General features: G+C 68.5%; 22 protein-coding genes and 3 pseudogenes. 3 read left to right on the top strand and 22 right to left on the bottom strand.

Features of this window, described 5'->3' with window-relative positions; all coding sequences use genetic code 11:
* Positions 1-140: 140 nt before the first annotated feature.
* Both ACWD02_RS31650 and ACWD02_RS31645 read left to right on the top strand, forming a co-directional pair.
* Positions 141-383, top strand: a complete 243-nt coding sequence (locus ACWD02_RS31650; protein WP_361465308.1) for a helix-turn-helix domain-containing protein — start codon at positions 141-143, stop codon at positions 381-383.
* A gap of 90 nt (positions 384-473) precedes the next feature.
* Positions 474-1,739, top strand: a complete 1,266-nt coding sequence (locus ACWD02_RS31645; RefSeq protein ID WP_451216496.1) for a tyrosine-type recombinase/integrase — start codon at positions 474-476, stop codon at positions 1,737-1,739.
* A gap of 173 nt (positions 1,740-1,912) precedes the next feature.
* On the opposite strand, the gene ACWD02_RS31640 is transcribed toward ACWD02_RS31645, so the two are convergent.
* From ACWD02_RS31640 to rpsB, 5 genes are all read right to left on the bottom strand, one after another.
* Complete coding sequence (locus ACWD02_RS31640) at positions 1,913-2,986, bottom strand: phosphatidate cytidylyltransferase (protein ID WP_451216493.1); 1,074 nt, start codon at positions 2,984-2,986, stop codon at positions 1,913-1,915.
* A 34-nt stretch (positions 2,987-3,020) separates the two neighbouring features.
* Positions 3,021-3,578 (bottom strand): ribosome recycling factor, encoded by a 558-nt coding sequence (frr, locus tag ACWD02_RS31635; RefSeq protein WP_383316946.1) that lies wholly within the window; start codon positions 3,576-3,578, stop codon positions 3,021-3,023.
* Positions 3,579-3,737: 159 nt separating this feature from the next.
* Positions 3,738-4,499 carry a UMP kinase gene (gene pyrH / locus ACWD02_RS31630; protein ID WP_365824121.1) on the bottom strand — a complete coding sequence of 254 codons (762 nt, stop codon included), beginning with the start codon at positions 4,497-4,499 and terminating at the stop codon, positions 3,738-3,740.
* 185 nt (positions 4,500-4,684) lie between these two features.
* Complete coding sequence (gene tsf, locus ACWD02_RS31625) at positions 4,685-5,521, bottom strand: translation elongation factor Ts (protein WP_389908938.1); 837 nt, start codon at positions 5,519-5,521, stop codon at positions 4,685-4,687.
* Between the two features lie 94 nt (positions 5,522-5,615).
* Positions 5,616-6,536: a 30S ribosomal protein S2 gene (rpsB, locus tag ACWD02_RS31620; protein ID WP_451216488.1), complete on the bottom strand. Its 921-nt coding sequence runs from the start codon at positions 6,534-6,536 to the stop codon at positions 5,616-5,618.
* Positions 6,537-6,826: 290 nt separating this feature from the next.
* On the opposite strand from rpsB, the pseudogene ACWD02_RS31615 reads away from it, so the two are divergent.
* Positions 6,827-7,432 (top strand): annotated as a pseudogene (locus tag ACWD02_RS31615) (peptidoglycan DD-metalloendopeptidase family protein); the annotation flags it as partial.
* Between the two features lie 118 nt (positions 7,433-7,550).
* Here the strand turns inward: ACWD02_RS31615 and ACWD02_RS31610 are convergent.
* From ACWD02_RS31610 to lepB (ACWD02_RS31530), 17 genes and pseudogenes are all read right to left on the bottom strand, one after another.
* Positions 7,551-8,108 (bottom strand): TetR/AcrR family transcriptional regulator, encoded by a 558-nt coding sequence (locus tag ACWD02_RS31610; protein ID WP_451216821.1) that lies wholly within the window; start codon positions 8,106-8,108, stop codon positions 7,551-7,553.
* Positions 8,109-8,240: 132 nt separating this feature from the next.
* Positions 8,241-9,083: an RNA polymerase sigma factor WhiG gene (whiG, locus tag ACWD02_RS31605; protein ID WP_160507467.1), complete on the bottom strand. Its 843-nt coding sequence runs from the start codon at positions 9,081-9,083 to the stop codon at positions 8,241-8,243.
* A 328-nt stretch (positions 9,084-9,411) separates the two neighbouring features.
* Entirely contained in the window at positions 9,412-10,578 is a 1,167-nt protein-coding gene (gene dprA / locus ACWD02_RS31600) for a DNA-processing protein DprA (protein ID WP_451216485.1), read from the bottom strand.
* Positions 10,575-11,093, bottom strand: a pseudogene (locus tag ACWD02_RS31595) (magnesium chelatase subunit ChlI family protein); the annotation flags it as partial. The pseudogene ACWD02_RS31595 and the gene dprA, both read right to left, overlap by 4 nt.
* Before the next feature lie 208 nt (positions 11,094-11,301).
* Positions 11,302-12,759, bottom strand: a complete 1,458-nt coding sequence (locus ACWD02_RS31590; protein WP_451216482.1) for a hypothetical protein — start codon at positions 12,757-12,759, stop codon at positions 11,302-11,304.
* 179 nt (positions 12,760-12,938) lie between these two features.
* Complete coding sequence (locus tag ACWD02_RS31585) at positions 12,939-13,367, bottom strand: hypothetical protein (protein ID WP_451216480.1); 429 nt, start codon at positions 13,365-13,367, stop codon at positions 12,939-12,941.
* Positions 13,364-15,451, bottom strand: coding sequence for a hypothetical protein (locus tag ACWD02_RS31580; RefSeq protein ID WP_451216477.1), 2,088 nt, complete (start codon positions 15,449-15,451; stop codon positions 13,364-13,366). The genes ACWD02_RS31585 and ACWD02_RS31580 overlap by 4 nt, the downstream gene beginning before the upstream one ends.
* Complete coding sequence (locus tag ACWD02_RS31575) at positions 15,448-17,277, bottom strand: hypothetical protein (RefSeq protein WP_451216474.1); 1,830 nt, start codon at positions 17,275-17,277, stop codon at positions 15,448-15,450. The genes ACWD02_RS31580 and ACWD02_RS31575 overlap by 4 nt, the downstream gene beginning before the upstream one ends.
* On the bottom strand, positions 17,274-18,761 hold the full coding sequence (locus ACWD02_RS31570) for a tyrosine-type recombinase/integrase (protein WP_451216471.1): 1,488 nt from the start codon (positions 18,759-18,761) through the stop codon (positions 17,274-17,276). The genes ACWD02_RS31575 and ACWD02_RS31570 overlap by 4 nt, the downstream gene beginning before the upstream one ends.
* Before the next feature lie 88 nt (positions 18,762-18,849).
* Positions 18,850-19,956, bottom strand: a pseudogene (locus tag ACWD02_RS31565) (YifB family Mg chelatase-like AAA ATPase); the annotation flags it as partial.
* Position 19,957: 1 nt separating this feature from the next.
* Entirely contained in the window at positions 19,958-20,335 is a 378-nt protein-coding gene (locus ACWD02_RS31560) for a YraN family protein (RefSeq protein WP_363212539.1), read from the bottom strand.
* A gap of 106 nt (positions 20,336-20,441) precedes the next feature.
* Positions 20,442-20,750 (bottom strand): DUF2469 domain-containing protein, encoded by a 309-nt coding sequence (locus ACWD02_RS31555; protein ID WP_003965949.1) that lies wholly within the window; start codon positions 20,748-20,750, stop codon positions 20,442-20,444.
* Between the two features lie 55 nt (positions 20,751-20,805).
* Positions 20,806-21,348 (bottom strand): NUDIX hydrolase, encoded by a 543-nt coding sequence (locus ACWD02_RS31550; protein ID WP_451216467.1) that lies wholly within the window; start codon positions 21,346-21,348, stop codon positions 20,806-20,808.
* Complete coding sequence (gene lepB / locus ACWD02_RS31545; RefSeq protein WP_451216464.1) at positions 21,338-22,105, bottom strand: signal peptidase I; 768 nt, start codon at positions 22,103-22,105, stop codon at positions 21,338-21,340. The genes ACWD02_RS31550 and lepB (ACWD02_RS31545) overlap by 11 nt, the downstream gene beginning before the upstream one ends.
* An 80-nt stretch (positions 22,106-22,185) precedes the next feature.
* Entirely contained in the window at positions 22,186-23,151 is a 966-nt protein-coding gene (lepB, locus tag ACWD02_RS31540) for a signal peptidase I (RefSeq protein WP_451216461.1), read from the bottom strand.
* Positions 23,042-24,121: a signal peptidase I gene (gene lepB, locus ACWD02_RS31535; RefSeq protein WP_451216458.1), complete on the bottom strand. Its 1,080-nt coding sequence runs from the start codon at positions 24,119-24,121 to the stop codon at positions 23,042-23,044. The genes lepB (ACWD02_RS31540) and lepB (ACWD02_RS31535) overlap by 110 nt, the downstream gene beginning before the upstream one ends.
* Positions 24,114-24,833 carry a signal peptidase I gene (lepB, locus tag ACWD02_RS31530; protein WP_451216455.1) on the bottom strand — a complete coding sequence of 240 codons (720 nt, stop codon included), beginning with the start codon at positions 24,831-24,833 and terminating at the stop codon, positions 24,114-24,116. The genes lepB (ACWD02_RS31535) and lepB (ACWD02_RS31530) overlap by 8 nt, the downstream gene beginning before the upstream one ends.
* Positions 24,834-24,842: the final 9 nt, after the last annotated feature.

The following is a 24,842-nucleotide window of genomic DNA, read 5'->3' as shown; positions in this document are numbered from 1 at the left end:
TGCTGCGTCACCGAAACCCACTGGTCAGAAGCGTGATTGACGCAGGTGACGCCATGACGCAGAAATCCGCGCCTCGGACAGGCGCGCGCTCCTTAGCAGCCTCCAATCCAAGAGCAACGTGACTCGACTTAGAGGACCCCGTGAGCCGAACCCGTTCCGCTCAACCCGACCCCCGCGAAACGCTCCGGGCCGGACTCCCAGACCGCTACCTCACGCCCGACGACATCGCCGAACTCTTCGAAGTGCCCCTGGAGACCGTCTACCAGTGGCGCAAGAAGCGCACCGGCCCGCCCGGCTTCCGCGTGGGCAAGTACGTCCGCTACGACCCCGCCGCCGTGCGCGACTGGACAACGGAGCGCATGGCCGCCGACAAGGCCGCCTGACCGGCTCCCCACCCGAGCACCACCAACCACCCGCAGGGCGGGGGCCTTGTGGCCCCGCCCTGCTTCGCTCTGCGAGAGGATCGCGCCCGCATGGCCGGCCACATCCAAGACCGCTGGTTCAAGACGGAGAAAGGCGCCGACGGCAAGACCCGGCGCGTCAAGACAGAACGCCACGGCATCGGCATGCGTTACCGAGCCCGGTACGTCGGGCCCGACGGCACCGAGAAGTCCAAGAGCTTCCGCGACCGACAGAAGCGCCTCGCGGAAGAGTGGCTGACCAACATCGAAGCTGACATGTCACGCGGCAACTACACGGACCCCGCCGCCGCCCGAATCACCTTCAAGCAGTATGCCGAACGCTGGATTGCTGCTCAGTCCACGGACGTGTCATCGCGAACCACCACAGAGACACGAATTCGGCTCCACGCCATCCCGTACATCGGATCAAGGCCGCTGTCGTCGTTCCGGCCGAGTCACATTCGTACCTGGGTACGTCAGTTGGAAGACTCTGGGCTCGCGTCGTCGTACCGACGTGGCATCTTCGCGAACGTGTCCGCGGTCCTCACCGCTGCCGTTGACGATGGGCTCATCCCCCGGAACCCCTGCCGAGCCAGTTCGGTGACAGCCCCGAAGCCGGGCGGAGAACGCATCACCCCCTGGACCGCAGAGCAGGTGTTCGCCGTTCGCGAGGCTCTGCCGGCGCGCTACCAAACCATGGTGGATCTCGGAGCGGGGTGCGGTCTGCGACAGGGCGAGATCTTCGGTCTGCCTGTCGACGCCGTGGGGTTCCTTACGGGCTGGCTGCACGTTGGGCTGCAACTCAAGGTCGTGAAGGGAAGGGCGTTCTTCGGGAAGCCCAAGAACAACAAGCTGCGTGACGTGCCGCTCCCCACGTCAGTCGGTCAGGCACTCACCCAGCACATGCAGCACCATCCGCCCGTAGACGTCACGCTCCCGTGGAAGAGGCCAGACGGCCCGCCCGTCACCAAGCGACTCATCTTTTCGGGACCGCAGGGCAACCATGTCTACCGGAGCAACTTCAACATCAACCCGTGGAAGCCCGCGCTCCTCGCGGCCGGGCTCATCGCCGAGCCAGACGACGGTGGGCCGTTGCCGTCCGCACGCGAGCACGGGATGCACGCCCTACGGCATTTCTACGCTTCGGTGCTTCTGGACGCGGGCGAGAACATCAAGGCACTGAGTAAGTACCTCGGGCACGAGGACCCGGGGTTCACGCTGCGGGTCTACACGCACCTGATGCCGAGCAGCGAGAGCCGCACGCGGAAGGCCGTTGACGCCCTCTTCGATACCGCCAGCAAGAGCAATGACGGCCCAGGGACGGCCCAGGCCGCCTAGTCCAACCACCGCTCAGCCGGAAACGTGCAGGTGAACCGGGGTTTGCCTGCCGTTCCCGGCTGAGTTCTCCGGGTACAGGCATGGTCCATCCAGTGTCGCAGACATACGGCAAGGGACCCGACGCCCTGTGGACGACGAGCCCCTCACGTACATGTCACGCATAAATCCGCAGGTCAGCTCGAGCCCACGAAGATCACGAGCAGCAGCCAGACCACCGGTGCGGTCGGCAGCAGGGAGTCCAGGCGGTCCATGATGCCGCCGTGGCCCGGCAGCAAAGTGCCCATGTCCTTGATGCCGAGGTCACGCTTGATCATCGACTCGCCCAGGTCCCCGAGCGTCGCGCTCGCGGCGACCGCGAGGCCGATGAGCAGCCCCTGCCACCACGTGCCGCCGTCGATCAGGAACTCCATGCACAGCGCGCCACCGGCCATCGCGAACGTCACCGCGCCGACCAGGCCCTCGCGGGTCTTGCCGGGACTGATGCGCGGGGCGAGCTTGTGCTTGCCGAAGCGCCAGCCGATCGCGTACGCCCCGGTGTCGCTGACCACGGTCAGGAGCAGGAACGTGAGTACCCGCATCGCGCCGTCGTCCGCGGTGAGCATCATCGCCACGAACGTCGCGAGGAACGGGACGTAGAACGCCGCGAAGACGCCCGCCGTGACGTCCTTCAGATAGCCCTCGGGCGGCTCGGTCATCCGCCAGACGAGCACCGCGAGCGCGGTGAGCGCCATGGCGACCCAGGCGCCCTCGGGTCCGCGGACGTATCCGGCGACGACCATCGCGGCGCCGCCCACCGCCAGCGGGACCAGCGGCGCCTTGATCTCCTTGCGCTCCTGGAGCCGCGAGGTGAGCTCCCAGAGACCGACCACCACGGCGACCGCTATGACGCCGATGAAGACGGCCTTCACGATGAAGAGCGACGCGACGATCACCGCGCCGAGCCCCACGCCGACTCCTATGGCCGCCCCGAGATCACGGCCCGCGCTCTTCTTCTGCGGCGCTTGGGGCGCCTTGGGCGCTTGAGGCGCTCGCGGCGCCTCAGGGGCGGGCTGTGATGCGCTGGGCATGGGCTCCTGGGGTACTTCAGGCATGTCAGGCACGATGGGCATGGGCTGCGTCTCTGCTGGATACAGGGCGTCATGCGCATCGTACGCGGGACCTGCCGGGGCAGCCCCTCGAGCAGGGCCCTGGTCGGGCGGCCCCCAGTACCCGGTTCTGGGAGGCGCCCCCCAGGAAGAGTCGTTCACGGATCGGATTCCTCAGTCCTCAGACCTTGAGCCCTCAGACCTCGAGCAGCTCGGCTTCCTTGTGCTTGAGCAGCTCGTCCACCTGGGCGACGTACTTCGCGGTGGTGTCGTCGAGCTCCTTCTCCGCACGACGGCCCTCGTCCTCGCCGATGTCGCCGTCCTTGATCGCCTTGTCGATCGTTTCCTTGGCCTTGCGGCGGATGGAGCGGATCGAGATCTTGGAGTCCTCGGCCTTGGTCTTGGCGACCTTGATGTACTCCTTGCGGCGGTCCTGCGTCAGCTCGGGGAACGTCACCCGGATGATGTTTCCGTCATTGCTGGGGTTGACGCCGAGGTCGGAGTCGCGGATCGCCTGCTCGATGTTGCGCAGCGCGCTCTTGTCGAACGGGGTCACCACGGCCATCCGCGGCTCGGGCACCGAGAACGAGGCCAGCTGATTGATCGGCGTAAGGGCGCCGTAGTAGTCGGCCACGATCTTGTTGAACATCGCCGGGTGCGCACGGCCTGTGCGAATCGCGGCGAAGTCCTCCTTGGCGACCACGACGGCCTTCTCCATCTTCTCCTCGGCCTCGAGGAGGGTCTCTTCGATCACCACTTGCTCCTGCGTGTTGTGAGTGGGCTGGGGGCGCCCCCACACGGTGAAGTAGGGGGAGTCCATGGGGTGTCGGCTGCGTCGCGTCTCTTTCCCTGCACCGTGTCCGACCGGCAGGGCTTTGTCCATCCCTCGTGGCCCTCGGGGAGGGCCCCGAGATCAGGCGCGGGTGCCCTCGTCGCCCACGAGTGTGCCGATCTTCTCACCCTTGACGGCACGCGCGATATTGCCGGAGGAGAGCAACTCGAAGACCAGGATGGGCAGCTTGTTGTCGCGGCACAGCGTGATCGCGGTCATGTCGGCGACCTTCAGGTCGCGGGTGATGACCTCGCCATAGCCGAGCGCGTCGTACTTCACCGCGTCCGGGTTGGTCTTGGGGTCGGAGTCGTAGACCCCGTCGACGCCGTTCTTGCCCATGAGCAGGGCCTCGGCGTCGATCTCCAGGGCGCGCTGCGCCGCGGTGGTGTCGGTGGAGAAGTACGGCATGCCCATGCCGGCGCCGAAGATGACCACACGGCCCTTCTCCAGGTGCCGCACGGCGCGCAGCGGGATGTACGGCTCCGCGACCTGGCCCATCGTGATGGCGGTCTGCACGCGGCAGTCGATGCCTTCCTTCTCCAGGAAGTCCTGCAGGGCAAGGCAGTTCATGACCGTGCCGAGCATGCCCATGTAGTCGGAGCGGGCGCGGTCCATGCCGCGCTGCTGCAGCTCCGCGCCGCGGAAGAAGTTGCCGCCGCCGATGACGGCCGCGATCTGGGCGCCGTCCCGGACGACCGCGGCGATCTCCTTGGCGATCGCGTGCACCACATCGGGGTCGACGCCAAGGCCGCCCCCGCCGGCGAACGCCTCACCGGAGAGCTTCAGCAGGAAACGACCGGGGACTTTATCGTCGCCGCTGTTTGTGTCGGCCTTGGTGGTCATGGAGTTCTCGCTTCTTTTTGCTCGGCGCACATACGAAGAAGGCCACTGCCGGTGGGGTGTTGTTCGCATCCCATGCTCGGCAATGGCCTCCTCGTCAGATCCTGCGGTCGTACGTCGCGTACGCGTGGGTACGCGGGCGACCGCTGTCGACCCTAGCGGGGTCTACCGTCGATCGCGGTACGGACTCAGATGCCGACCTTGATGCGCGAGAAGCGCTTCAGGGTGACACCGGCCTCGTCCAGGACCTTCTGGACGGACTTCTTGTTGTCGAGCGCGTACGGCTGACCGAGGAGGGTGGCCTCCTTGAAGAAGCCGTTGACGCGACCCTCGACGATCTTGGGCAGCGCGGCCTCGGGCTTGCCCTCGGCGCGGGTGGTCTCCTCGGCGACGCGGCGCTCGGACTCGACGACCTCGGCCGGGACGTCCTCACGGGAGAGGTACTTCGGCGCGAAGGCGGCGATGTGCTGCGCGATGCCCTTGGCGAGGTCGGCGTCGGCCTTGTCCAGCTCGACCAGAACACCGATCTGCGGGGGCAGGTCGGGCATGGTGCGGTGCATGTACGCGGTCACGAAGGTGCCCGAGAACTGCGCGAAGCGGTCCAGGACGATCTTCTCGCCGAGGTTGGCGTTGGCCTCGTCGACGTACGCCTGGACGGTCTTGCCGGCCTCGATCTCGGACGCCAGCAGCGCCTCGAGGTCGGCCGGGGACGTCTTGGCGATGTGCGCGGCCAGCGAGTTCGCCACGGCCTGGAACTTCTCGCCCTTGGCGACGAAGTCCGTCTCGCACTTCAGCTCGACGATCACGCCGGAGGTGTTGTCGTCGGCGATGAGGGAGACCACGGCGCCGTTCTCGGCGGAGCGGCCCTCGCGCTTGGCGACGCCCTTCTGGCCCTTGATGCGCAGGGCCTCGACGGCCTTGTCGACGCTGCCGTCGGCCTCGTCGAGCGCCTTCTTGCAGTCCATCATGCCGGCGCCCGTGAGCTCGCGGAGCTTCTTGACGTCAGCGGCGGTGTAGTTCGCCATGATCCTGAAATTCTCTTTCGGAGGTCTGAAAGATCTACGGGTGAACGGCGGGGGCCTGATGGGCCCCCGCCGTCAACTACCGAACCTGTGAAGGTCAGGCCTGCTCGGTCTCCGTGGCGGGGGCCTCGGCGGCGGCAACCTCGGCGGGGGCCTCGGCCTGCTCGGCGTCGGCGGCCTTCTCCGTCTCGGCGGACTTCTGAACCTCGGCCTCTTCGGCCTTCGGCTCGTCAGCCTTCTTCTCGCCCTCGAGCAGGTCGCGCTCCCACTCGGCGAGCGGCTCGCCGGCGGCCTTCTCGCCCGGCTTCTGGTCGCCCGTGGCCACGCCGGAACGGGAGATGAGGCCCTCGGCGACGGCGTCGGCGATCACGCGGGTGAGCAGGGTGACGGAGCGGATCGCGTCGTCGTTGCCCGGGATCTTGTAGTCGACCTCGTCGGGGTCGCAGTTGGTGTCGAGGATGGCGACGACCGGAATGTTGAGCTTCCGGGCCTCACCGACCGCGATGTGCTCCTTCTTGGTGTCCACGATCCAGACGGCGCTGGGCACCTTGGACATCTCGCGGATACCGCCGAGGGTCTTCTCCAGCTTGGCCTTCTCGCGGGAGAGGACGAGCAGCTCCTTCTTGGTGAGGCCGGACGCGGCCACATCCTCGAAGTCGATCTGCTCGAGCTCCTTCAGGCGCTGCAGGCGCTTGTAGACGGTCGAGAAGTTGGTGAGCATGCCGCCCAGCCAGCGCTGGTTCACGTAGGGCATGCCGACGCGGGTCGCCTGCTCGGCGATGGCCTCCTGCGCCTGCTTCTTCGTGCCGACGAACATGACCGTGCCGCCGTGGGCGACGGTCTCCTTGACGAACTCGTAGGCGCGGTCGATGTACGACAGCGACTGGAGCAGGTCGATGATGTAGATGCCGTTGCGCTCCGTGAAGATGAAGCGCTTCATCTTCGGGTTCCAACGACGGGTCTGGTGACCGAAGTGGACGCCGCTTTCCAGCAGCTCCCGCATCGTGACGACGGCCATGGCCGTACTCCTTGGTGTTCTCGGTTGTGCCGCGTCCGCCGGATGGCAGACGCGCCTGACGCCCGCGATGCGCCGTGCCGCAAAGGACCGAGAGGCGCTGGCACCTGGCTTTTCATGGCCTGGTGTCGGGGCGTGCGAAGTCGACCCGGTGACCCGGATCGCCACAAGAAGTGTACGGGACCCGCGAGGCAGCGGGTGACGCCGATGTCCACAAGCGGCTGGTCATCCACAGATCCGCGCCATGATCCCCGCGGACCGGCCCGGCGCGGGACGGTTCTGGCATGTCTCACATGCGAAGAAGCCTGAGTGTGGTGCTGCGTCTGTTGCCGGGTCTGGTGCTCGGTGGGGTGCTGCTGTGCGTGGCCTTGATCACCGTGGCGGTGGTACCCGCCGGGGCTGCCGAGGAGCCGGTGCCGGAGGTGGCCCGGGAGCCGGTGCCGGAGGTGCCGAAGGTCGGCCGCGCTTGGCCGGTGGGGGTGCGGCCGGCTGTCGTACGGGGCTGGGAACCTCCGGCGACGGAGTACGGCCGGGGCCACCGGGGCGTGGACCTCGCGGCGCCGCCGGGCTCGGTGGTCCGGGCGGCGGCTGCGGGCAGGGTCTCCTTCGCGGGCCGGGTGGCGGGACGGGGAGTGATCGCCGTGGAGCTGACGGGCACCGGCGACCCACCCCTGCGCACGACGTACGAGCCGTTGCGGGCCACGGTCAAAAAGGGCGCCGAGGTGGCGGCCGGCGAGACGTTGGGGGTGCTGGAACCGCCCGGCGCCCACTGTCCGGGCAGCTGCCTGCACTGGGGGCTGCTGAGGGCCGAGGCGTATCTGGACCCGCTGTCGCTGCTGCCACCGTGGCTGCTGCGACGCGGGGCCGCCCGCCTGCTGCCGGTGATCGATGTTCCGGTGATCCATGCGCCGGTGATCGATGTGCCGTTCCTGCGGCTGGTCCCGCTGTGGGCAGGCGTTCTGCCGGGCGGAGCAAAGGGACGGGGCGGCCCACTGCCGGGCATCGACGTGCGGGGCCTCAGCCCCGCACACCCCGCAGGGCCATGGTCACGGCCGCCTCGGTGATGGCGGTCGGGTCCTCGGCGGCGCCGAGCTCGATGCGCCGCACCGCCGCGTCCACGACACCCTGCAGGAGCATCGCCGCGAGCCGTGGCTCGGCGTGCCCCAACTCGCGCAGCGCCTCGCCGATCATGGCGACGAGCCCGCCGTGCGCGGCCCGGATCTTCTCGCGCGCACCCGCGTCCAGCTCCGCCGCCGAGATCGCGACTACGGCCCGGTGGCGCCGGTCACCCACCAGATCGAGCTGCCGCCTGACGTACGCCTCGACCTTGCCCTCGGCGGAGTCGGCTCCCTCCATCGCGGCGGAGACCTCCGCCGCCCAGACGGGGAAGTCGACCTCGCACAGCTCCTCCACGACCGCGGCACGCGACCGGAAGTACTCGTACACCGACGACCGCGCGAGCCCCGTGCGTTCAGCGAGGGCGGGGAAGGTCAACGCCTCCGTACCGCCCTCGGACAGCAGGGAGCGTGCGGCGTCCAGAAGGGCGCCGCGCTGCATCGACCGGTGCTCGGCCACAGAGGCCGCTCGAATCCTTGGCACGCCCTCCACTCTACGGACGTGACCGCGAGGACGGGAGTCGCTGCACTCCGGGGAACGCCGGACCCCGATCGCACGGCACATGCCAGGGGCAGGGACGATTCAGCGCCCTCAGCGGCCGAAACTCGCCAGCTTCGCCCGCAGCTGGAGCACGGACTTCGTGTGGATCTGGCTCACCCGGCTCTCCGTCACGCCGAGCACGTTGCCGATCTCGGCGAGCGTCAGGCCCTCGTAGTAGTAGAGCGTCACGACCGTCTTCTCCCGCTCCGGCAGCGTATTGATCGCGCGCGCGAGCAGCCGCCGCAGCTCGCGGTCCTCGGCCACCTCCACGGGATTGTCGGCCGCGGTGTCCTCGAGGGTGTCCATCAGGCTCAGCCGGTTGCCGCCCTCGCCGCCGACGTGCAGCAGTTCCTCGAGAGCCACCACGTTCGCCAGCGACAACTGGCTGAAAATGCCGTGCAGTTCCTCGATGGCGATCCCCATCTCGTGGGCGACCTCGCCCTCCGAGGGAGTACGCCGCAACTGGGCTTCGAGCGTGGCGTAGGCCCGCTCGACGTTGCGTGCCTTCTGCCGCACGGACCGGGGAATCCAGTCGAGGGCCCGCAGTTCGTCGATCATCGCGCCGCGGATGCGGGTGATCGCGTACGTCTCGAACTTGATGGAGCGCTCGATGTCGAACTTCTCGATCGCGTCGATCAGACCGAACACCCCGGAGGACACGAAGTCCGCCTGCTCGACATTGGGCGGGAGGCCCACGCTGACCCGGCCCGCGACGTATTTCACCAGCGGTGAGTAGTGCAGGATCAGCTGTTCGCGCAGCCGCCCGTCCCCCGTGTCCTTGTACGAACGCCACAGCTCGTCCAGCGACGAGGGGGCGGGGGGCCGCTCCCGCTCGCCGCTCCGGGCGGCGGGAGGAGCCGCCGCCCGATCGGACCCTGAGGTGTGCTGGGGCATTTGTTGCCTTGAGCCGTTCTGCCGTGAACCGGTGAGGTCGTGCGAGCCGATGGATTCGCCCGCGCCCGCGAGGTGGTGAGTTTGCGTGAAGTGAATGAGGTTGTCCGTCTGCTTGCCTGTGGTTGCCTGTCCGCGTCGGAATCCTTGTGAGCGTAGCGTGACTGGAGTGTCGCAGTGTGCGAACAGTAGGGGATCTCGCGTACGCAGATACGTTCCGCTGGGCGCCCTACCCGGTGCCCCCCGTCGCCGTCCGTGACGAGCTTGAAGCGTCAACTGCGGCCGCTCCCAAGGCCATCGGGGGTTCATCCAGACGGCCGAACACGGTCGGTCACGAACTGTCTCCCTCCGACGAGACCGACACAATCGCCTGGCGTGTCAACTGCCAGCCGTCGCCGTGTCGTTCGACGAACCCGAGAGAGCGCAACTCGTACAGCCGACCGATCGCCATATCCACCACCGTGCCCGCCCCGAGCGCGATCTCCCGGGCCGACGCGCTCCCCCTGCCGGGCACCGCCGCCAGGACGCGCGCGGCGTCCGGGGTGAGCAGATCGCGCGGCACCACGGGCCCGCGCCGCTCCGGGGCCAGCTCGCCCATGTCGCCCACAAGCTCCACGACGTCCGCCGCGTCGGTCACCAGGACTCCGTCCCGCCGCAGCAGTTCGTGCACCCCCGCCGAGAGACCGCTCGTCGCGGGACCCGGCACCCCCATCGTGAACCGCCCGAGCTCCCGAGCACTGCGTGCCGTCGCGAGCGCGCCACTGCGGTAGGCGGCCTCGACGACGACACTCCCCCTGGTGAGAGCGGCGATCACTCGGTTCCTGAGGATGAAACGGCTCGGCGTGGGGTGGTCCCCGGGCGGCAACTCCCCCACCAGCAGCCCCTGTTCCGCGATCCTCCTGAGCAACTCGGCGTGACCCCGCGGATAGGCCTGATCGACCCCGCACGCGAGCACCGCGACCGTGGCCCCACCGGCCCCCAGCGCTCCCCGGTGCGCGGCACCGTCCACCCCATAGGCGCCGCCCGACACGACCACCCACCCCCGCTCGGCCAACCCCGCACCCAGCCCGGACGCCATGTGCGCCCCGTACTCCGTGCAGGCCCGCGCGCCGACCACGGCCACCGACCGCAGCGCCCATATCCGCAGACTGGGCTGCCCCCGCACCCACAGCCCCACGGGCCGCGCGTCCCCGAGGTCGTCCAGTTGGGCCGGCCACTCCGCCTCCCCCGGACACACGAAGCGCACCCCCTCGTCCCGCGCCTCCGCCAGGTCCCGTCCGGGCCTCGCCCGCACGGCCCGCGCCCGCAGCCCTTCCCACCGCACCGGAGTCACCCCGGCCAGCCGCCCCTCCCCCTCGACCAGTCGCCGCACCACTTCGGCGGCCCCGGTCTCGCGCAGCCACCGCCCGCCCACCGCGTCCCCCGGTTCGAGGATCCGGGTCAGGGCGGCCCTCGCAAGCCGCTCCTCCTCCGGGGTGCCACCCGGGTCCGAGGTCATGTCAGCGCCCCGATCGCCATCGGCACTCCCCGCGAGATCCCCGTACGCAACTGCAGTGCCAGGGCGACATCCTGAACCCCGGGCCGGCCCCGTCCCGCGAGGTCCGCGACGGTCCAGGCGACCCGCAGGACGCGGTCGAGCCCCCGGGCAGTCAGAAAGCCACGCTCCAGGTCGAGTTCGGCCGCGTCCAGGGCGCCCGGTTCCGCAGGCCAGCGCGTACGCAGTGCGTGCCCCGGCACCTCGCTGTTCGTGCGCCAGCCGGTGCCGGTCAGCCGGGCCGCCGCCCGCTCCCGAGCGGCGCGCACCCGGTCGGCGACCGTCTGCGTGGAGTCCCCCGGAGTGCCGTGCCCGGCCAGCTCGGAGCGAGTGACGGGCTCCACCTCGACCTTCAGGTCGACCCGGTCGAGCAGCGGTCCCGACAGCCGCGCCTGATAGCGGCGGATGACGGACGCGGGGCACTCGCAGCCGTCACCCAGCAGGGTGTGCCGCCCGCAGGGACAAGGGTTGGCGGCGAGCTTGTGAACGGGCTTCCCCACTGACCGTTGACCGCTTCAAGGGACCTAGCGGTGTCGCAACCGAGCTAGCCCAAGGGCAACGCATGGCGCCTCTGTCCGGCGCTCGTCCTGACACCCGCGACACTCCCTGCGATTACTGCACTTCCTGGGTGTGCCGCAGGCCAACGGGCCGGGCGCTGTCATGCGCCCGGCCCGCTGAAAGTTCTGGTCAGTAGTCGTTCCGGTCCAGCCAGTTGTCCAACTGGGCCTTGATCTTGGTGTCCTGGATGAGCTTGTCCGGGGTTCCGCTGAAGTCCCGGACCGTGGTCAGGAAGGCCCGGTCTCCGCGCCCGGTGAGCTTCGGGTCGACCATGTCGAGCAGTTCCTTCCACTTCTTGCGCGGAATCTCGTCCTCGAGCTTGAGGCGGATCTGGCGATAGCCGAAGGACCGGAGCGCGATCGCGGCCTGGAGGCCGTCGAACCGACCGATGAGTTCCTTGTAAGTCGGTTCCGCGTTCCAGGCGACGCCGTAGCCGTTGGTCAGGAAGACATCGACCAGCTGAAGGACGTAGTTGAGGGTGACCTGCTCAGGGATGTCGCTGTGACGGCCGACGACGTCCTTGAGCCGCTGGGCAGCGGGCGGCTCCTCGTAGAAATTGTTCATGTGTGCCTCGTGGGCCCGCTTGAGGTCGTCCAGGGCCTGCTGGATCTCGGCGACCCGCTCGGGTTCGGGCAGGTAGGCGGATCCGCCGACCAGTTCTAGGAGCTCCCGCGCGCGGGCCGCGCGGTCGGTGTCCGCGTTGGCGGTGAACCTGGCGAGCTTGATGCCCAGGTCGTTGCGTGCGTCCTCGCTGACCAGCGGCCAGAGCGCCGGCCAGAGCGAACGGACGTTGTCCTGGACCTCGGGTGCCGCGTCGTCGGGCGTGTAGATGCCGAAGAGACCGGCGGCGAGGTTGTCGGCATGTTCCTGTGGGAGTGCGTCGAAGAACGCTGCCGACTTGTTGAGTTCGTCCTTCGTCAGCCGCTTGGCCTTGATGTTGCTGAGGAGCTTGCCGATCTCCGCGACGACGTTGCGGGGCTTGAGCTGGAAGACCTCCTTGATGCAGGTCTCCAGCCATTCGGCCAGCTTGAGCCCGGTCAGCTCCTCGATGTTCGGATGCGCCGCGCTCGCGTGGTTGCGCATGTAGTTGATGTGGGTCAACTGCTTGAAGGCAACATCGCTGATCAGTTTGATCTTGTTCGCGGCTTCCAGCAGCTTGTAGTCATCGACCTGGGAAAGGTCGTCGCGCGTCTTGAGGTTCTTGCGGCGAGCCGGGTCCGTCTCCGCGAGGGTGAAGAAGTAATCAACGTCGAACGCGGCAACGTGGTCGCGCAGCCGGTTGACCGTCTCGTTCCAGAGGTAGTTGAGCGCCGCGTCGAAAAGACCGACGGACCCAGCCATGATCATCTTGGCGATGTAGGGCGCCTTCGCCCGCTCCTCGTCGGTCATCACTTCGATGACGTCCGGGGTGTTCTTGAGCAAGGTCTCCCGCTGCTTCGCATGGACGATGATGTTGTCCGTGGGCAGTCCCCAATGCTCCAGGACCTGGAACATCAGATCCTCAAATGCCTCCAGGTCGGCTCGGGCCGCCTGAACCGATGCAGCCGGCGCGCGGACCGGCAGGTTGCTGGACTCCGGGGAGTTCATTTCGGGCATTTCTCCGATCGGTCTTGTCGTATTGCTGGTCGCGTCGAACGTCCGTCTGTGGGGTCGGCCGACGCGAGTCCCTGGAACCAGCGGGCTCGGATCGAGCGCTCAGCTCGGCAGTCCAACCGACCAGTGTGACCTATGAGATGCGCGCGACAAGAGCAATTCCCGGAGTCGGTTCAAGCCTCGCGGTCCCTCCCGCCGGTGCGTCGGCGGGTCCGACTGCTGAGTTGGGTGATTCCTTCTCGGGCTTCGAGTGCCTCTCGGACGCGGGCGTTTTCGAGGGTGACGTACTGGATCTGGGCAGTGGCCAGGGCGAGGGCGGCGGTGAGCGCGCGATTGCGGCGCCGGAGCATCGCATTCCGGGCGATCAGCTTGTCCTGGGCGGATGGGCCGCGTGCTGCTTCGTTAGCGGGAGCCGTGCGCCGGACGGAGATCTCTTGGACAAGATCGGGATAGCGCCTGCGGAAGGTGGTGTTACTCATTCCGAGGCTGCGGGCGAAGGCGAGCACGCTGGGTCGGCGGTTGGTGTCCCGGCAAGCGGTGATCATTTCCTCCATGCGCTTGCGGACGAGAGGTTCGGGCGGGTCCTGGTCGACGATCGTCATCGGGTGGTCACCGGGATTCCGTTGCTGGTCAAGAAGGTGGCGATCTCAGCCCGTCGTTCGGTGAGCCGGTGGACGATCAGCGGGGGCAGCAGCGGGCGGGACGACAGACGGCGGTCGATCCGCGCGAGTTCGCGGTGCCACGCTTGTGTGTTCTCCGTGGTGAGGGCGACGTTCCGGCAGGCCAGGGGCAGGCATCCGCCGTGTTCGGGCAACGCTTCGCCGCGGCCGCGTCGGGCTCGTTCGCAGAGCGCCTTGGCGGGGTCGTGGACGCAGGTGATGTAGGTGCCGGGATAGACCGCTGGATCGTGGCGTTTCATGATCCGCTGGACTCGGCCCGGGCTGAGAGCGAGCTGACCTTGGAACTGTGCTCGCTCACCGAAATCATGCAGGCGGGTGGCGGCCTCCTCAGCGGAGGGGCCCTTGAAGTCGGTGTGCTCGTGGGCCTCGATCTTGTCCATGTAGAACTCCCCGCGGCTGAGCGCCTGCTCACTTTCGACCTCTGCGCGGAAGCCGGACGAACTCGTGCCGGCATAGCCCTCGAACATCTGGATGCTGTGGTGGCGGAATTGCAGGGCGCCAGCGATGACGCCGCCGGGACGCCGGGCGATGAACCAGGCGAGGGTGCGGCGGAAGAGGCTGGTCTTCAGCACGAAGTCCATGTTGTTGATCTTTGGGACGCTGTCGGTGCGATCTCTCTGTTGGCAGTAATCGTTGACCCAGACGGTGAAGCGGTTGAGCTGACTGTTCGTCGCGCTAGCGGTCAGCGCGGCAAAGGTCCCCTTCTGCGCGCCGGGTCCGTGACCAAGGCGGGTGAACAGGAAGTCGGTGCCTGAGGGCTGGAGGGCTTCCATCACTTCGACCGCCTTGGCAACGGGCTCGCCGACGACCCAGGTTGCCGGGACCCCGGCGGCATCGCGTTCACCCTTGAACGCGAGGCTGCCGACCTTCCATCGGTAGGCAGTGCCGTCCTCATCACGCTGGACGTGGAGGCAGCCGCGCCGCAGGTGTTTGACCTCGGAGTCCCGCATGCCGCTGAGGAACGCGATCACGATGTAACAGGCGGCCTGCAGGTGTCGGCCGAGGTGAGCCAGGCTCGTGTCAGCCAGGTGAAAAGTGGCGATGCCGTCGAGCCAGGCTTCGCCGTCCAGTTGTCCGGTGATGGCGGCGTCGAAATAGCTGAATGGGGCGACTCCGACGATGGCAACGGCGTCCTCGATCAGGTGAGCGTAGGTGTCGACCGACTTGCGGTTGCAGCCCAGGATCCGGGCGATGTGCTGGACGTTCGGGTGTCCTTCGAAGCCAGGCAGCGGACGCTGACTCGCGAGGTGATCATCGAGCATGGCTCGCAGACGGGCCTCGATGGCCCCCTTGCGGCGTTTGCCGGAAACCCGGTGATCACGGATCTGACGCCATTCATGATCGGCTCGCAGGATGTCTGCCGAGAACTCGTTCACGAACCTGAGCGCCCATCCGAGAAGCGGGCCGAGGACGGGTTCGGGAAGCCGGCCGGTGGCGTTCTCTCCGTAGCGGATGAGGTTGTTCTCGCACCATCCCTCCAGCCGCTGGGGGTCGAACCTCAGGGCCTCGCCGTCCAGGCGGATCCGCCAACGCCACAAGATCCGGATCGTGGTCCGGTGACGGCAACGTGGACTGGGCGAACGAGGGTAAGTAGCCAGCAGGTGCCGGTTGTAGTCGTCCAGATCCCGAGGGGTCAGCTCGCCGGTCGAGACGCGATCTGGCGGCCATCGCTCATCGAGCCAGAGCACCAGCGCCTTGATCTGGCTGAAGTACCCCCTCACGGTGTGGACTCCGAGCGGGTCCTCACCGTCGGGCGGATCGGCCGCCAGCAGGCTGTAGAAGATCTTCTTGACCGTCGGCCGGAACCGGGGCGGCAGAGCCTCGAAGTTCAGGATGTGGGACCGCTCGTGCTCCTTGAGCATGACGTGCTTCAGCTGCCAGACGTCGTCGCTGTAGCGGCTCGTCTGCGTCAGCGCGACCCCCGGTCTCAGGGGGCGGCCCCGCAGGACGAAGAGGTCGGCGCCCCAGCGGCCCTCGGGTGCGGTGAGGAGGACGGCGGTGCTCATGGTTGCTCCCAGGCGGGTTCGACAAGGTCGAGGAGGGCGTCGTGGGGCTGCCGGGTTCGGGCCTCGGCGATCTCGGCCGGGTCGAACTTGGCGAGGATGTCCCGCTTGACCGCGACCCAGGCCGGTCCGTAGCGCTTCCACCAGTCGGTCTCGCTCATCTGCCGCCGGCGGTGCAACAGGGCCTCGGTCAGGGCGACCAGACGCGGCAGATGGTCGCGGGTGATCAGGCAGTTGCCGCAGTGGAAGCAGTCGAGGAAGGAGTCAGTGCAGGTCGTGCCGGTGACCGGGTGACGGTCGTGGTCGGTGCAGGCTCCCCAGGCGGTGTCCTTGGCCTCCAGCCCGGCGTTCTCGGCCTGCCCCGGGATCACGGTCGGTGCCCCGCCTTGGGACTGCAGTGCGCTTTGGTGTGCCCGGACCGCGGCTTGTTCCGCGTCGACCAGGGCCTCGGCCATGACCTCTTCGGCCCAGTCGCGGGTCGGCTCATCGGCCGACAAGTAGTTGGTGAACAGCACCTGTGCGGTGTTCGTCTTCGCCGCGGAGGGCAGGTGGCCGCCCATCTGCCGGGTCCGCCGCGCGTCCGTGGTGGTCTTGATCTTGTTGAAGGTGACTTGCAGGGGCCGGGGCTCGTGCTGGTCGTCGTTGGCATCGGCGAAGAGAGCGGGATGCCGCGTCTTCGACCACTTCCTCAGTTCGATGCTGGCCGCCAGGCGAAGGGCCTGTTCAAAGGGGGCCCAGTGTTCTTCCTTCGTGGCCGTGACACCGGCGCGAGCGCCGACGCGCCAGAAGCAGACGGCCGAGGAGGCTCCGCAGAACTCCCGGCTGCGGGCGGTCAGTTCGAGCAGGAGGAGGTAGAGGCCCCCGGCCGTGTGGAGTTCACGGTTCGGCGGGCCGATCTCCCAGGTCACCGTCTGGAACCAGTGCTGGCGGCCGCGGCGGCGTTTGATGACCTCAAGCTCGACAGCCCGGCCCTCCAGGATCCGGTGGTCGGCCGGCAGCTCCTTCAGCGTCTCGCCGTTGCGCCCCGTCACGGCCGCCAGCAGCACCATGATCGGGGCCAGGTCCGCCCAGGTCAGGAAGAGTTGAGAGGCCAGGATCCGACGCTCGCGATCGAGCGGGCCGCCGCGGAAGATGGGGACCACCCCGGTGGTCGCCATGGCGTCCAGCGTCTCGCCGCGGGCCAGCTCGTCGGCGCTCAGCTCGTGCGGTGCTGTACGAAATCGTCGCAGGAGTTCTTCCGCCGCCCGGATGCGCCGAGCGATCCGGGCGGTGTCCGCCCGGGCCGCGGCGACCAGCCGGTCCCACTCCCCGCTCGAGTAGCCACCGACCGCCTGACCTCGCGGCTTGGGAAGAGTCCGATTCAGCGCGTTCATGGCCGGCTCGGGGATCCGCCCGACCAGGCGCTGGTCCGAGAACAGAGTGCGGATCGCGGACTGCAGCACGTATCGGCTGACGTCGCTGCCCTCCGTGTCCGCGTAGAACGCCCGCACGTGTTCCTGCGACAAGAGCTCCGGACGCTCCGCCCCGATCCCCTGGCCCTGCAGGAAGTAGGCCCACTTCACGATGAACCGAAAGCAGTTCGCCGCGCTTGCCAGCGTGCGCAAGGCCCCGCTGGGACCCGTCCGCAGAGCGAACGCCTCCGCGAGGAAGTCGTGCCAGCCGACCACCGGGAGCCGACCAAGGTCGAAGGTCTCCTGCCGTCCGTCGTCTCCGGTGAAATCCACCACCAGGCCGCCCGTCCGCTGCCGGACGACCGAAGGCGGCGGCTCGTACTCACCCGCCGGTGCCGCCGAGATGCGGCCCGGACCGGTGCTGCCCCGCCCGCTCATCCGCCCACCGCCGCGACGGTCAGGTCCACCGGTGCCGACTCGTCGCCGAGCTCATCAAGCGGGGTGTCACGAACGTCCTCCCAGGTGTCGGGCACCAATGCCATGCGGGTCTCCATCTCGAGCTCCTGCAAGGCGTGCAGATAGATCAGCGTGCTCAGCACCGACGCATGCCGGAGCCGTCGGCGGACCCAGTCCAGGGGATCGCCGAAGATCCGGACGTAGTGCAGACGCTGGTCCGGATTCAGCTCTCCCAGCGCCGCGATATGGCCGCGCTGCAGCTGCTCGAGCGTGACGACGGCAAAGGTGTGCCGCAGGAGATGGGCGTGTGCCGCAACGGCCAGACCCAGCTCGGTGCACCGCTGGTTGGCGGTGGTGAACATGTCCTTCCAAGTGGAGACAGCCAGCGGCATGCCACTCTCACCCAGCCAGAACATCGCGGGCTCCAGACCGGCATCGGTCTCCACCAGCAGGCGACGCCGCTCGTGCGGCCCCAGGAGCCGGACATCAACGCGGCGTCCGGCCATGGCTCCCGTGGTGTAGCGCGCGACGTTGGCCCGGTCCCGGTCCTCAACGATCAAGGGACGCCGGATGCGGCCGTAGCGGCCTTCCGCCTGGGCCTCCTCCACGACCGCGGCGCGGTCGTGGAGGGCGTAGTCCGTAAGATCCCGCCGAAGCGATGCCGGAACGTAGATCCAGCCCGCCGACTGCCATTTGGCGATCGCGGCCGGCAGCCAGAACCTGCTGTAACCGGCTGGTCCGGGCCCGGTCGGGACTTCCCATTCAACGAGATGGGCCTGCTCCGACAGCCGCTGCCCGGTGCGGACCATCAGGTCCGAGAAGACCGTGTTGCGCTCGACCCATCGTCCGCGGAATCCTGCGCGGGGTCGGCCGTCGAGTCCGTAGCCACGGATTCCGACGTCACGCCAGCGGCGGTAGGACGTCTGCGGCAGCCACTCGATTCGCTCACTGCCCTCGTCATGGGCGTAGGTCGCCGGGACAGTCTCGCTGCCCGATCGGCGCCGTCGGGGTGCCTGGATTCCAGACCACTCGTTCCGCGCCCGCTGCGGGATGGGCACTGCGCTGACCCAGCCCTTCGACAGGGCGAAGACGTAGAACTGCTGCAGGTGCGATACCTCTTGGCTCCATGTGCCGCCGTCGACCCTGGGCCCGCGCGGATCTCGTCGACGCCAGTGGTGGTAGGCGAGGTGATCCGCCTCCGTGGCGTCCCGCCAGATCTTCGAACCGCGGTTCAGGTGCAGGAAGTTGAAGAACCTCTCCAGCGCAGAGGCCCTATTGAGCTGGCTGTTGAGAGGGCCACCCAGGAAGTCCACCCGATGGAAGTACGCGTTCACGTGCACGTCATAGACGAACCCAGGGGACAACAAGTACGGCGTCCCATCGGGAATGCCCAGGTCATCGAGCCAACACTCCCACTCCTCAGGCCGAAGCCGCAGGTAGCTGACCGGCTCCACCGATTCGGGCAAGTCCCGGGTCGTGAAGTGCGTTGACCAGGTTCCAAGACGTAGCACCCGCGGACCGTACGCCTACCTGGTCAATGACCGGGCGCACACAAGCGATGACCATCAGGAACTTCGCGGGCAGGCGCACCACGCCCGCGCTGCGAGCGATCACCACGTGCCCGGACTCCAGGGGCTGGCGCAAGGAGTCCAGGGTCTGGCCGCTGAACTCCGGCGCCTCGTCGAGGAAGAGCACGCCGCGGTGAGCCAACGACACCGCCCCCGGTCGCGCGATTCCCTTGCCGCCGCCCACCAGTGACTGCATCGTCGCGGAGTGGTGCGGGGCGCAGTACGGCGCGGTGTCCACCAAGGGCTTGCCCGGTGGCAGCATGCCCGCCACGGAGTGGACGGCCGTCACCTCCAGGGACTCCTCCCTGGTCAGCCGGGGCAGGATCGCCGGCAGCCGCTCCGCGAGCATCGTCTTTCCCGCGCCCGGCGGGCCCTGCAGAAAGAGGTGGTGCCCGCCCGACGCCGCCACCTCCACCGCGGTCCTGGCCGAGGTCTGGCCGACGACATCGGCGAGGTCAAGGGCGAGAGCGTCGTCCAGACCGCCGCTGAGCCCCGTGCCCACACCGGTCCCGGGCACACAGAGCCCCGCGAGCATCGGGTCCGGACGCCCCGGCTCGTCCGGCTCCTCCTCCGGCACCGGTTCATCGGTAAGGACGGCGATCAGCTGCCGCAGGCTGCGCACCCCGAGGATCGAGACCCCCGGTACCAGTGCGGCCTCAGCCGCCGTGCACTCCGGGACCACGACCTGCTCATAGCCCGCGTCGGCCGCGGCGAGGACCGCGGGCAGCACTCCCCTGACCGGCCGCACCCGCCCGTCGAGCCCCAGTTCACCGATCATCACGATGTCGGTGAGGGTCCGCGGATCGATGCGCTCCGCCGCGCCGAGCACCGCGCAGGCGATCGCGAGATCGAAGCCGCTGCCGCCCTTGGGCACCGACGCCGGGCTGAGGCCCACCGTGAGCTTCTTCTGGGGCCACTCCCCTCCGGAGTTGACCACCGCGGCCCTGACCCGGTCCTTGCTCTCCGTCAGGCTCTTGTCCGGGAGGCCGACCAGCGTGAATGCCGCGACGCCCGGCTCCAGGTCGGCCTGCACCTCGACGACCACGCCCTCGACGCCCACCAGAGCCACGGAACACGTACGCGCGAACCCCATCTCAGGCCACCCCCCGCGCGTGCTCCACGACAGGGGCCCCGCGGCGGGGGATCAGGACGCCGACGAGATCGATCCGCACTCCGCCCGGTGGTGGGCCGCCACGCTCGTCGATCCAGCGCTCGGCGAGACGCCGCAGCCGCTCCGCCTTGGCCTGGCCCACGGCGGCCATCGGGTGCTGATAGATCCCCGAGCCGACCAGGGCGGCCCTGCGCGTCTTGACCTCACAGACGACCAGCGCTTCGCCGTCCATGGCCACGATGTCGATCTCGCCGGTCCTGCCGCCGCGCCAATTGCGCTCCAGAACCGTCATTCCGGCTTCGCCCAGCCGCCGCGCGGCCAGATCTTCGCCGTACCGCCCGAGTGCCCCACGTGCGTTCATGTCGGAACCACCTCCGACACCCACACTGGGGCTCAGCCCCGAGCGCTGTGGATCTTGGTGGACGACTCACGCGTTGTGGAAAACTCGCTCACCCGTACCAGTGAACTCAGCCGCCCGGCAGCTCAAGGTCGCTCTTGTTGAGCTCCTCGATATTCACGTCCTTGAACGTGAGGACGCGCACCTGCTTCACGAATCTGGCAGGCCTGTACATGTCCCACACCCAGGCGTCCGCCATGGACACCTCGAAGAAAACCTCACCCTGGACCGAGTGCACCTGCATCTCGTAGTCGTTGGTCAGGTAGAAGCGCCGTTCGGTCTCGATCACATATTTGAACAGACCGACGACATCGCGGTACTCCCGGTAGAGCTTCAGCTCCATCTCGGTCTCGTACTTCTCGAGGTCCTCGGCGCTCATGGCATGTTCCCCTTCAGCCGTGCGTCCCCCTATTGTGCGTCAGCCCCTGGAGCCTCTACACGATTTCCGTGTCGAGGGTCTCGGGCCGGCTCGGAGGACCCTCGTCGAGCAGCCTGCGAAGCAACTCGGCGAGCCTGGTCGGATACACCGTCTCATGTGCCTCGGTCAGTTCCTGGCACGTCCACCATCGCGCTCCCGCGACACTCCGCCGTTCCAGCTCCGTCAGCCCCGCGGCTCGCGTGTACGTCTGCGACGTACGCGCCAGGAAGTACCGCTCGTCCTGGTCCCAGCGCCGTCCGGCGAAAGGGAACGAGCAGAGCCGCTGCCACAGGGCGGGGCCGAGCTCGACCTCCGTGATGCCCGTCTCTTCCATCAGTTCTCGTAGCGCGGCCTGTTCATGCGTCTCGTCGCCCTCCAGACCACCGCCCGGTGTGAACCACCAGTCGTCCGCCGCGTCCCCCGGCTCATGGCCGTGCAACAGGAGGATGCGGTCCTGCGGGTCGAGCAGCACCACCCGCGCGACCTTGCGCAACGCCTCCGACCGCAGACGCGACTCGGGCTGCGACTCAGGCTGGAGCTGCGGCTCCTCAGCCGACATGGGCGCTCTCCCCCGAGCGGTCACGGCTCCGCGGACGCTCCCGCCCGCGCCGCAGCCGCTTGGCCACCGGCCCGTACGCCGCGCCGCCCAGGACGAGAACGGCGCCGCCCACCACCGCCCACACCATGAGCCGCACCGGCCCGGGGTCGGAGATCCCGCCCGGCATGTCGGCGAAGCCCTCGGGACGCTCCAGCGTGCCGAACCTCTCCGACGGCCAGGCCACCGCGTCGACCCGGCCCTCCACCGCGCCGCGCGGCACGGAGCCGTGGTTGGAGTCGCCCAGGTGCACGCTGGAGTCCAGGGAGCCGCTGCGCTCGTCACCGAGCAGGAAGAGGTTGCCCTTGGGGACCGTGGTGGCCGGGATTCCGGTGGCCTCGGCGCCCTTGCCCTCGGGAAGATACGGTTCTGCGACCTGCTTGCCGTTGACCATCAGCTTGCCGTCCGTGCAGCAGGAGATCCGGTCGCCGCCCACGCCGACCACGCGCTTGACCATCGGCAGGTCGCCCCAGCTCGCCTGCCGGAAGACGACGACGTCACCCCGGCGCACCTCACCGCCGTCGATCCGCTCCGCCAGGACCCGGTCGCCCGCGCCGATCGTCGGCGTCATCGACCCGGTGGGAACGGTGTACGGCTGGTACAGGACAGCGCCCCAGATGAAGCCCCCCAGGAAGAGCACACAGCCGAGGGCCACGGCCAGTCCCGACAGCATGCTGCCGAGCCGTCCGTGGCCCTCGTCCGTACGTTGTGTCCTGCTCATCCCAGTGCTCCCCCATTTCGGAGACGACCCCGCGCCCCTACGAACAGGAGCGCGGAAGATCAGCGATCTGGGACGGCACCCTACCCGGCGGTACCTCCGCCAGAAACCCTCGCGGCCTGCGCGGCAGCCACCGTCAGCCGACGCCTGCGCCAGAGCACGACCGGCACCGCACCCGCGAGCCCGAGGGCCGCCGGCGCCGCGCTCATGGCGGCGTTGATGCCCTGCTGGTCGAAGGTGTCCGGCTTGGGCAGCGTCGCCCAGCGGGTGGGCGGCCAGGCGATGACGATGGCGCGGCCCACGACGTTGTCCACGGGGACGGCGCCGCCGCCGGGCTGGTTCTGGTGGTAGCGGGAGTCCAGCGAGTTCTGCCGGTGGTCACCCATGACCCAGATCTTGCCCGCGGGGACGGTGACCTTGAACTGGCCGCCCTGGTCGTCGACGGTGCACGGGGTGTTGCCCTCGAAGACGTACGGCTCGTTCAGCGCCTTGCCGTTGACCTTCACCGGGCCGGTGCCCTTGCACTCCACCGTGTCGCCACCCACCGCGATGACCCGCTTGATCAGGTCCTTCTCGTCGGCGGACGGCATCAGGCCGACCCAGCCGAGGACCCGCTGAATCGCGTTCGGGTCGGGCGTCGGCTCACCGTCCAGCCAGTGGCCGGGGTCCCTGAAGACGACGACCTCGCCGCGCTCGGGCTCCGAGCCGAACCACGGGGTCAGCTTGTCGACCAGGACGCGGTCGCCCTTCTGGAGCGTGTTCTGCATCGAGTCCGAGGGAATCGAGAACGCCTGCACCAGGAAGGTCTTGATCACCAGGGCCAGGATCAGCGCGATGCCGATGAGGAGGGGCAGCTCCTTCCAGAAGGAGCGGGGCTTCTTCGCCTCCCTGGTCTGCTTCCCGTCCGGCTCGCCGGGCGCGGGACCGGCCCCCGTGGTGTCACTCCCGGGGCTCACGCCGTCCGCCGCGGCCTCCGGCTCGTCTGAACGCCCTGGCTGTTCCTCGGGCCCACCGTGTCCGGACCGTGCGCCGACCGCCACATCCCCCACATCCACTCCTCAGTCCGTGCCGCTGCCCGCTCCTGATGCGATGCAGGCCCACCACTCCCATAACGAGCGGGAGTTCCGCAGGGGTCGGGAGTCCGGTCAATCCGTATCGATCGCCTGGGGCCACCCTATGCGACGGCCCCAGGGCGGTGTCCGACCCCGCACGCGCGTCGGGCACCGACGCGTACGTCTCGGGCTCCTCCAGTTTCCGCCAGTGGTCGAAGGGCCAGGCGATGACGAGCGCGCGGCCCACCACGCTGTCCTCGGAGACGGTGCCGCTGAACTTCTCGGTGCGGTGGAAGCGGGAGTCGGCCGAGTCGGAGCGGTGGTCACCCATGACGAAGAGCCGGCCCTCGGGGACCTTCACCTCGAACTCGAAGGACGAGGGCTCGTCCCCCGGATTGATGTAGGGCTCGGTGAGGGGGACTCCGTTGACCATGAGCTTCTTGTTCTTGTCACAGCACTTCACGGTGTCGCCGCCGACGCCCACGACGCGCTTGATCAGGTCGCGTTCGTTGTCGGAGGGAAGCAGGCCGATGAACGCGAGGCCTTCCTTGACCTGCTTGACGCCTACGGGGTCGTCCTTCTTCTTGGTCTGTTCGTCCTTGAGCCAGTTCCCTGGGTCCTCGAAGACGACGACGTCGCCGCGCTTCGGCTTGGCACCGAACCACGGGGTGAGCTTGTCGACGAGCACGCGGTCGCCGATCTTGATCGTCTGCTCCATCGAGCCCGAGGGGATCACGAAGGCCTGCACCAGGAAGGTCTTCAGGACCAGGGCTATCAGCAGCGCGACGCCTATGAGGAGAGGTATCTCCTTGATCGCCGAGCGCCTCCTGCGCCGCTTGACCTTCTTCGCGAGCTTGCGCCGCTCGGCCCTTCCGGGCAGTACGGGGCCGCTGGTGGGCCGGGATCCGGTGGGCAGCCTGGTGTCAGCCCGGTGACTGGCCTCGCGCGTACGTCCGCGGTTACCCATGCGCGCCGCCTGGTGCCGGCACGCGCGCGTAGCTGTCGGGACGCTCCAGGGAGGTCCAGTGGCCGATGGGCCAGGCGATCCAGTCGGCTCTGCCGATCACGGAGTCGACGGGGATCATGCCGCCGCCGGGCTGGCCCAGGTGGTCGCGGGAGTCACGGGAGTCGCTGCGGTGGTCACCGAGGAGGAACAGGCTGTCTTCGGGGACGACCGCGACGAAGGGCGCCTTCGAGGGGGCGTCCCCCGGGTACAGGTACGGCTCGTCGACGGGCTCGCCGTTCACCTTGATCCTCCCCCGCTTGTCGCAGCAGACCACCCGGTCTCCCCCTACCCCTGCGACCCGCTTGATGTAGTCGGCATCTCCGAAGTAGCCGCTGCCGTCGAAGACGACCGCGTCACCTCGCTGCGGCTCGGAACCGAAACGGTACGCCAACTTGTTGACGAGTACCCGGTCTCCGACCCGGAACGCGGGCTCCATGGAGCCGCTGGGGATCTGGAAGGGCTGCATCACGAAGGTGCTGACGAGCAGCAGGGACACCATGCAGATCAGCAGTGTCAGGGTGGCTCTGCCGCCGGGCACCCAGGACACGAACGACACAAAAGCGGAGCGCGACCGGTCCTCCGTCCCCTCGGACTCACCCTCGCGCTCGGCGCTCGGGGAATCTGTGGGTGGGGAGGAGCGGTCGCGCTCCGTGTGCTGTGCTTCGGTGTCCATCGGATCCAG

The sequence above is a fragment of the Streptomyces sp. NPDC002853 genome, assembly GCF_053591915.1.
The sequence above is the reverse complement of the archived record's forward strand: the minus strand, read 5'-3'. Positions and strand labels throughout refer to the sequence as shown.

What these genes read in the sequence shown, in the direction of transcription:
- ACWD02_RS31555 (WP_003965949.1), bottom strand. Translation starts at nt 20,750, where the DNA reads ATGAGCGCCGAGGACCTCGAGAAGTACGAGACCGAGATGGAGCTGAAG.
- rpsB (WP_451216488.1), bottom strand. Translation starts at nt 6,536, where the DNA reads ATGGCCGTCGTCACGATGCGGGAGCTGCTGGAAAGCGGCGTCCACTTC.
- tsf (WP_389908938.1), bottom strand. Translation starts at nt 5,521, where the DNA reads ATGGCGAACTACACCGCCGCTGACGTCAAGAAGCTCCGCGAGCTCACG.
- dprA (WP_451216485.1), bottom strand. Translation starts at nt 10,578, where the DNA reads ATGACCTCGGACCCGGGTGGCACCCCGGAGGAGGAGCGGCTTGCGAGG.
- lepB (WP_451216464.1), bottom strand. Translation starts at nt 22,105, where the DNA reads ATGAGCAGGACACAACGTACGGACGAGGGCCACGGACGGCTCGGCAGC.
- ACWD02_RS31550 (WP_451216467.1), bottom strand. Translation starts at nt 21,348, where the DNA reads ATGTCGGCTGAGGAGCCGCAGCTCCAGCCTGAGTCGCAGCCCGAGTCG.
- ACWD02_RS31560 (WP_363212539.1), bottom strand. Translation starts at nt 20,335, where the DNA reads ATGAACGCACGTGGGGCACTCGGGCGGTACGGCGAAGATCTGGCCGCG.
- ACWD02_RS31575 (WP_451216474.1), bottom strand. Translation starts at nt 17,277, where the DNA reads ATGAGCGGGCGGGGCAGCACCGGTCCGGGCCGCATCTCGGCGGCACCG.
- ACWD02_RS31645 (WP_451216496.1), top strand. Translation starts at nt 474, where the DNA reads ATGGCCGGCCACATCCAAGACCGCTGGTTCAAGACGGAGAAAGGCGCC.
- lepB (WP_451216458.1), bottom strand. Translation starts at nt 24,121, where the DNA reads ATGGGTAACCGCGGACGTACGCGCGAGGCCAGTCACCGGGCTGACACC.
- lepB (WP_451216455.1), bottom strand. Translation starts at nt 24,833, where the DNA reads ATGGACACCGAAGCACAGCACACGGAGCGCGACCGCTCCTCCCCACCC.
- whiG (WP_160507467.1), bottom strand. Translation starts at nt 9,083, where the DNA reads ATGCCCCAGCACACCTCAGGGTCCGATCGGGCGGCGGCTCCTCCCGCC.
- pyrH (WP_365824121.1), bottom strand. Translation starts at nt 4,499, where the DNA reads ATGACCACCAAGGCCGACACAAACAGCGGCGACGATAAAGTCCCCGGT.
- ACWD02_RS31580 (WP_451216477.1), bottom strand. Translation starts at nt 15,451, where the DNA reads ATGAGCACCGCCGTCCTCCTCACCGCACCCGAGGGCCGCTGGGGCGCC.
- ACWD02_RS31585 (WP_451216480.1), bottom strand. Translation starts at nt 13,367, where the DNA reads ATGACGATCGTCGACCAGGACCCGCCCGAACCTCTCGTCCGCAAGCGC.
- ACWD02_RS31590 (WP_451216482.1), bottom strand. Translation starts at nt 12,759, where the DNA reads ATGAACTCCCCGGAGTCCAGCAACCTGCCGGTCCGCGCGCCGGCTGCA.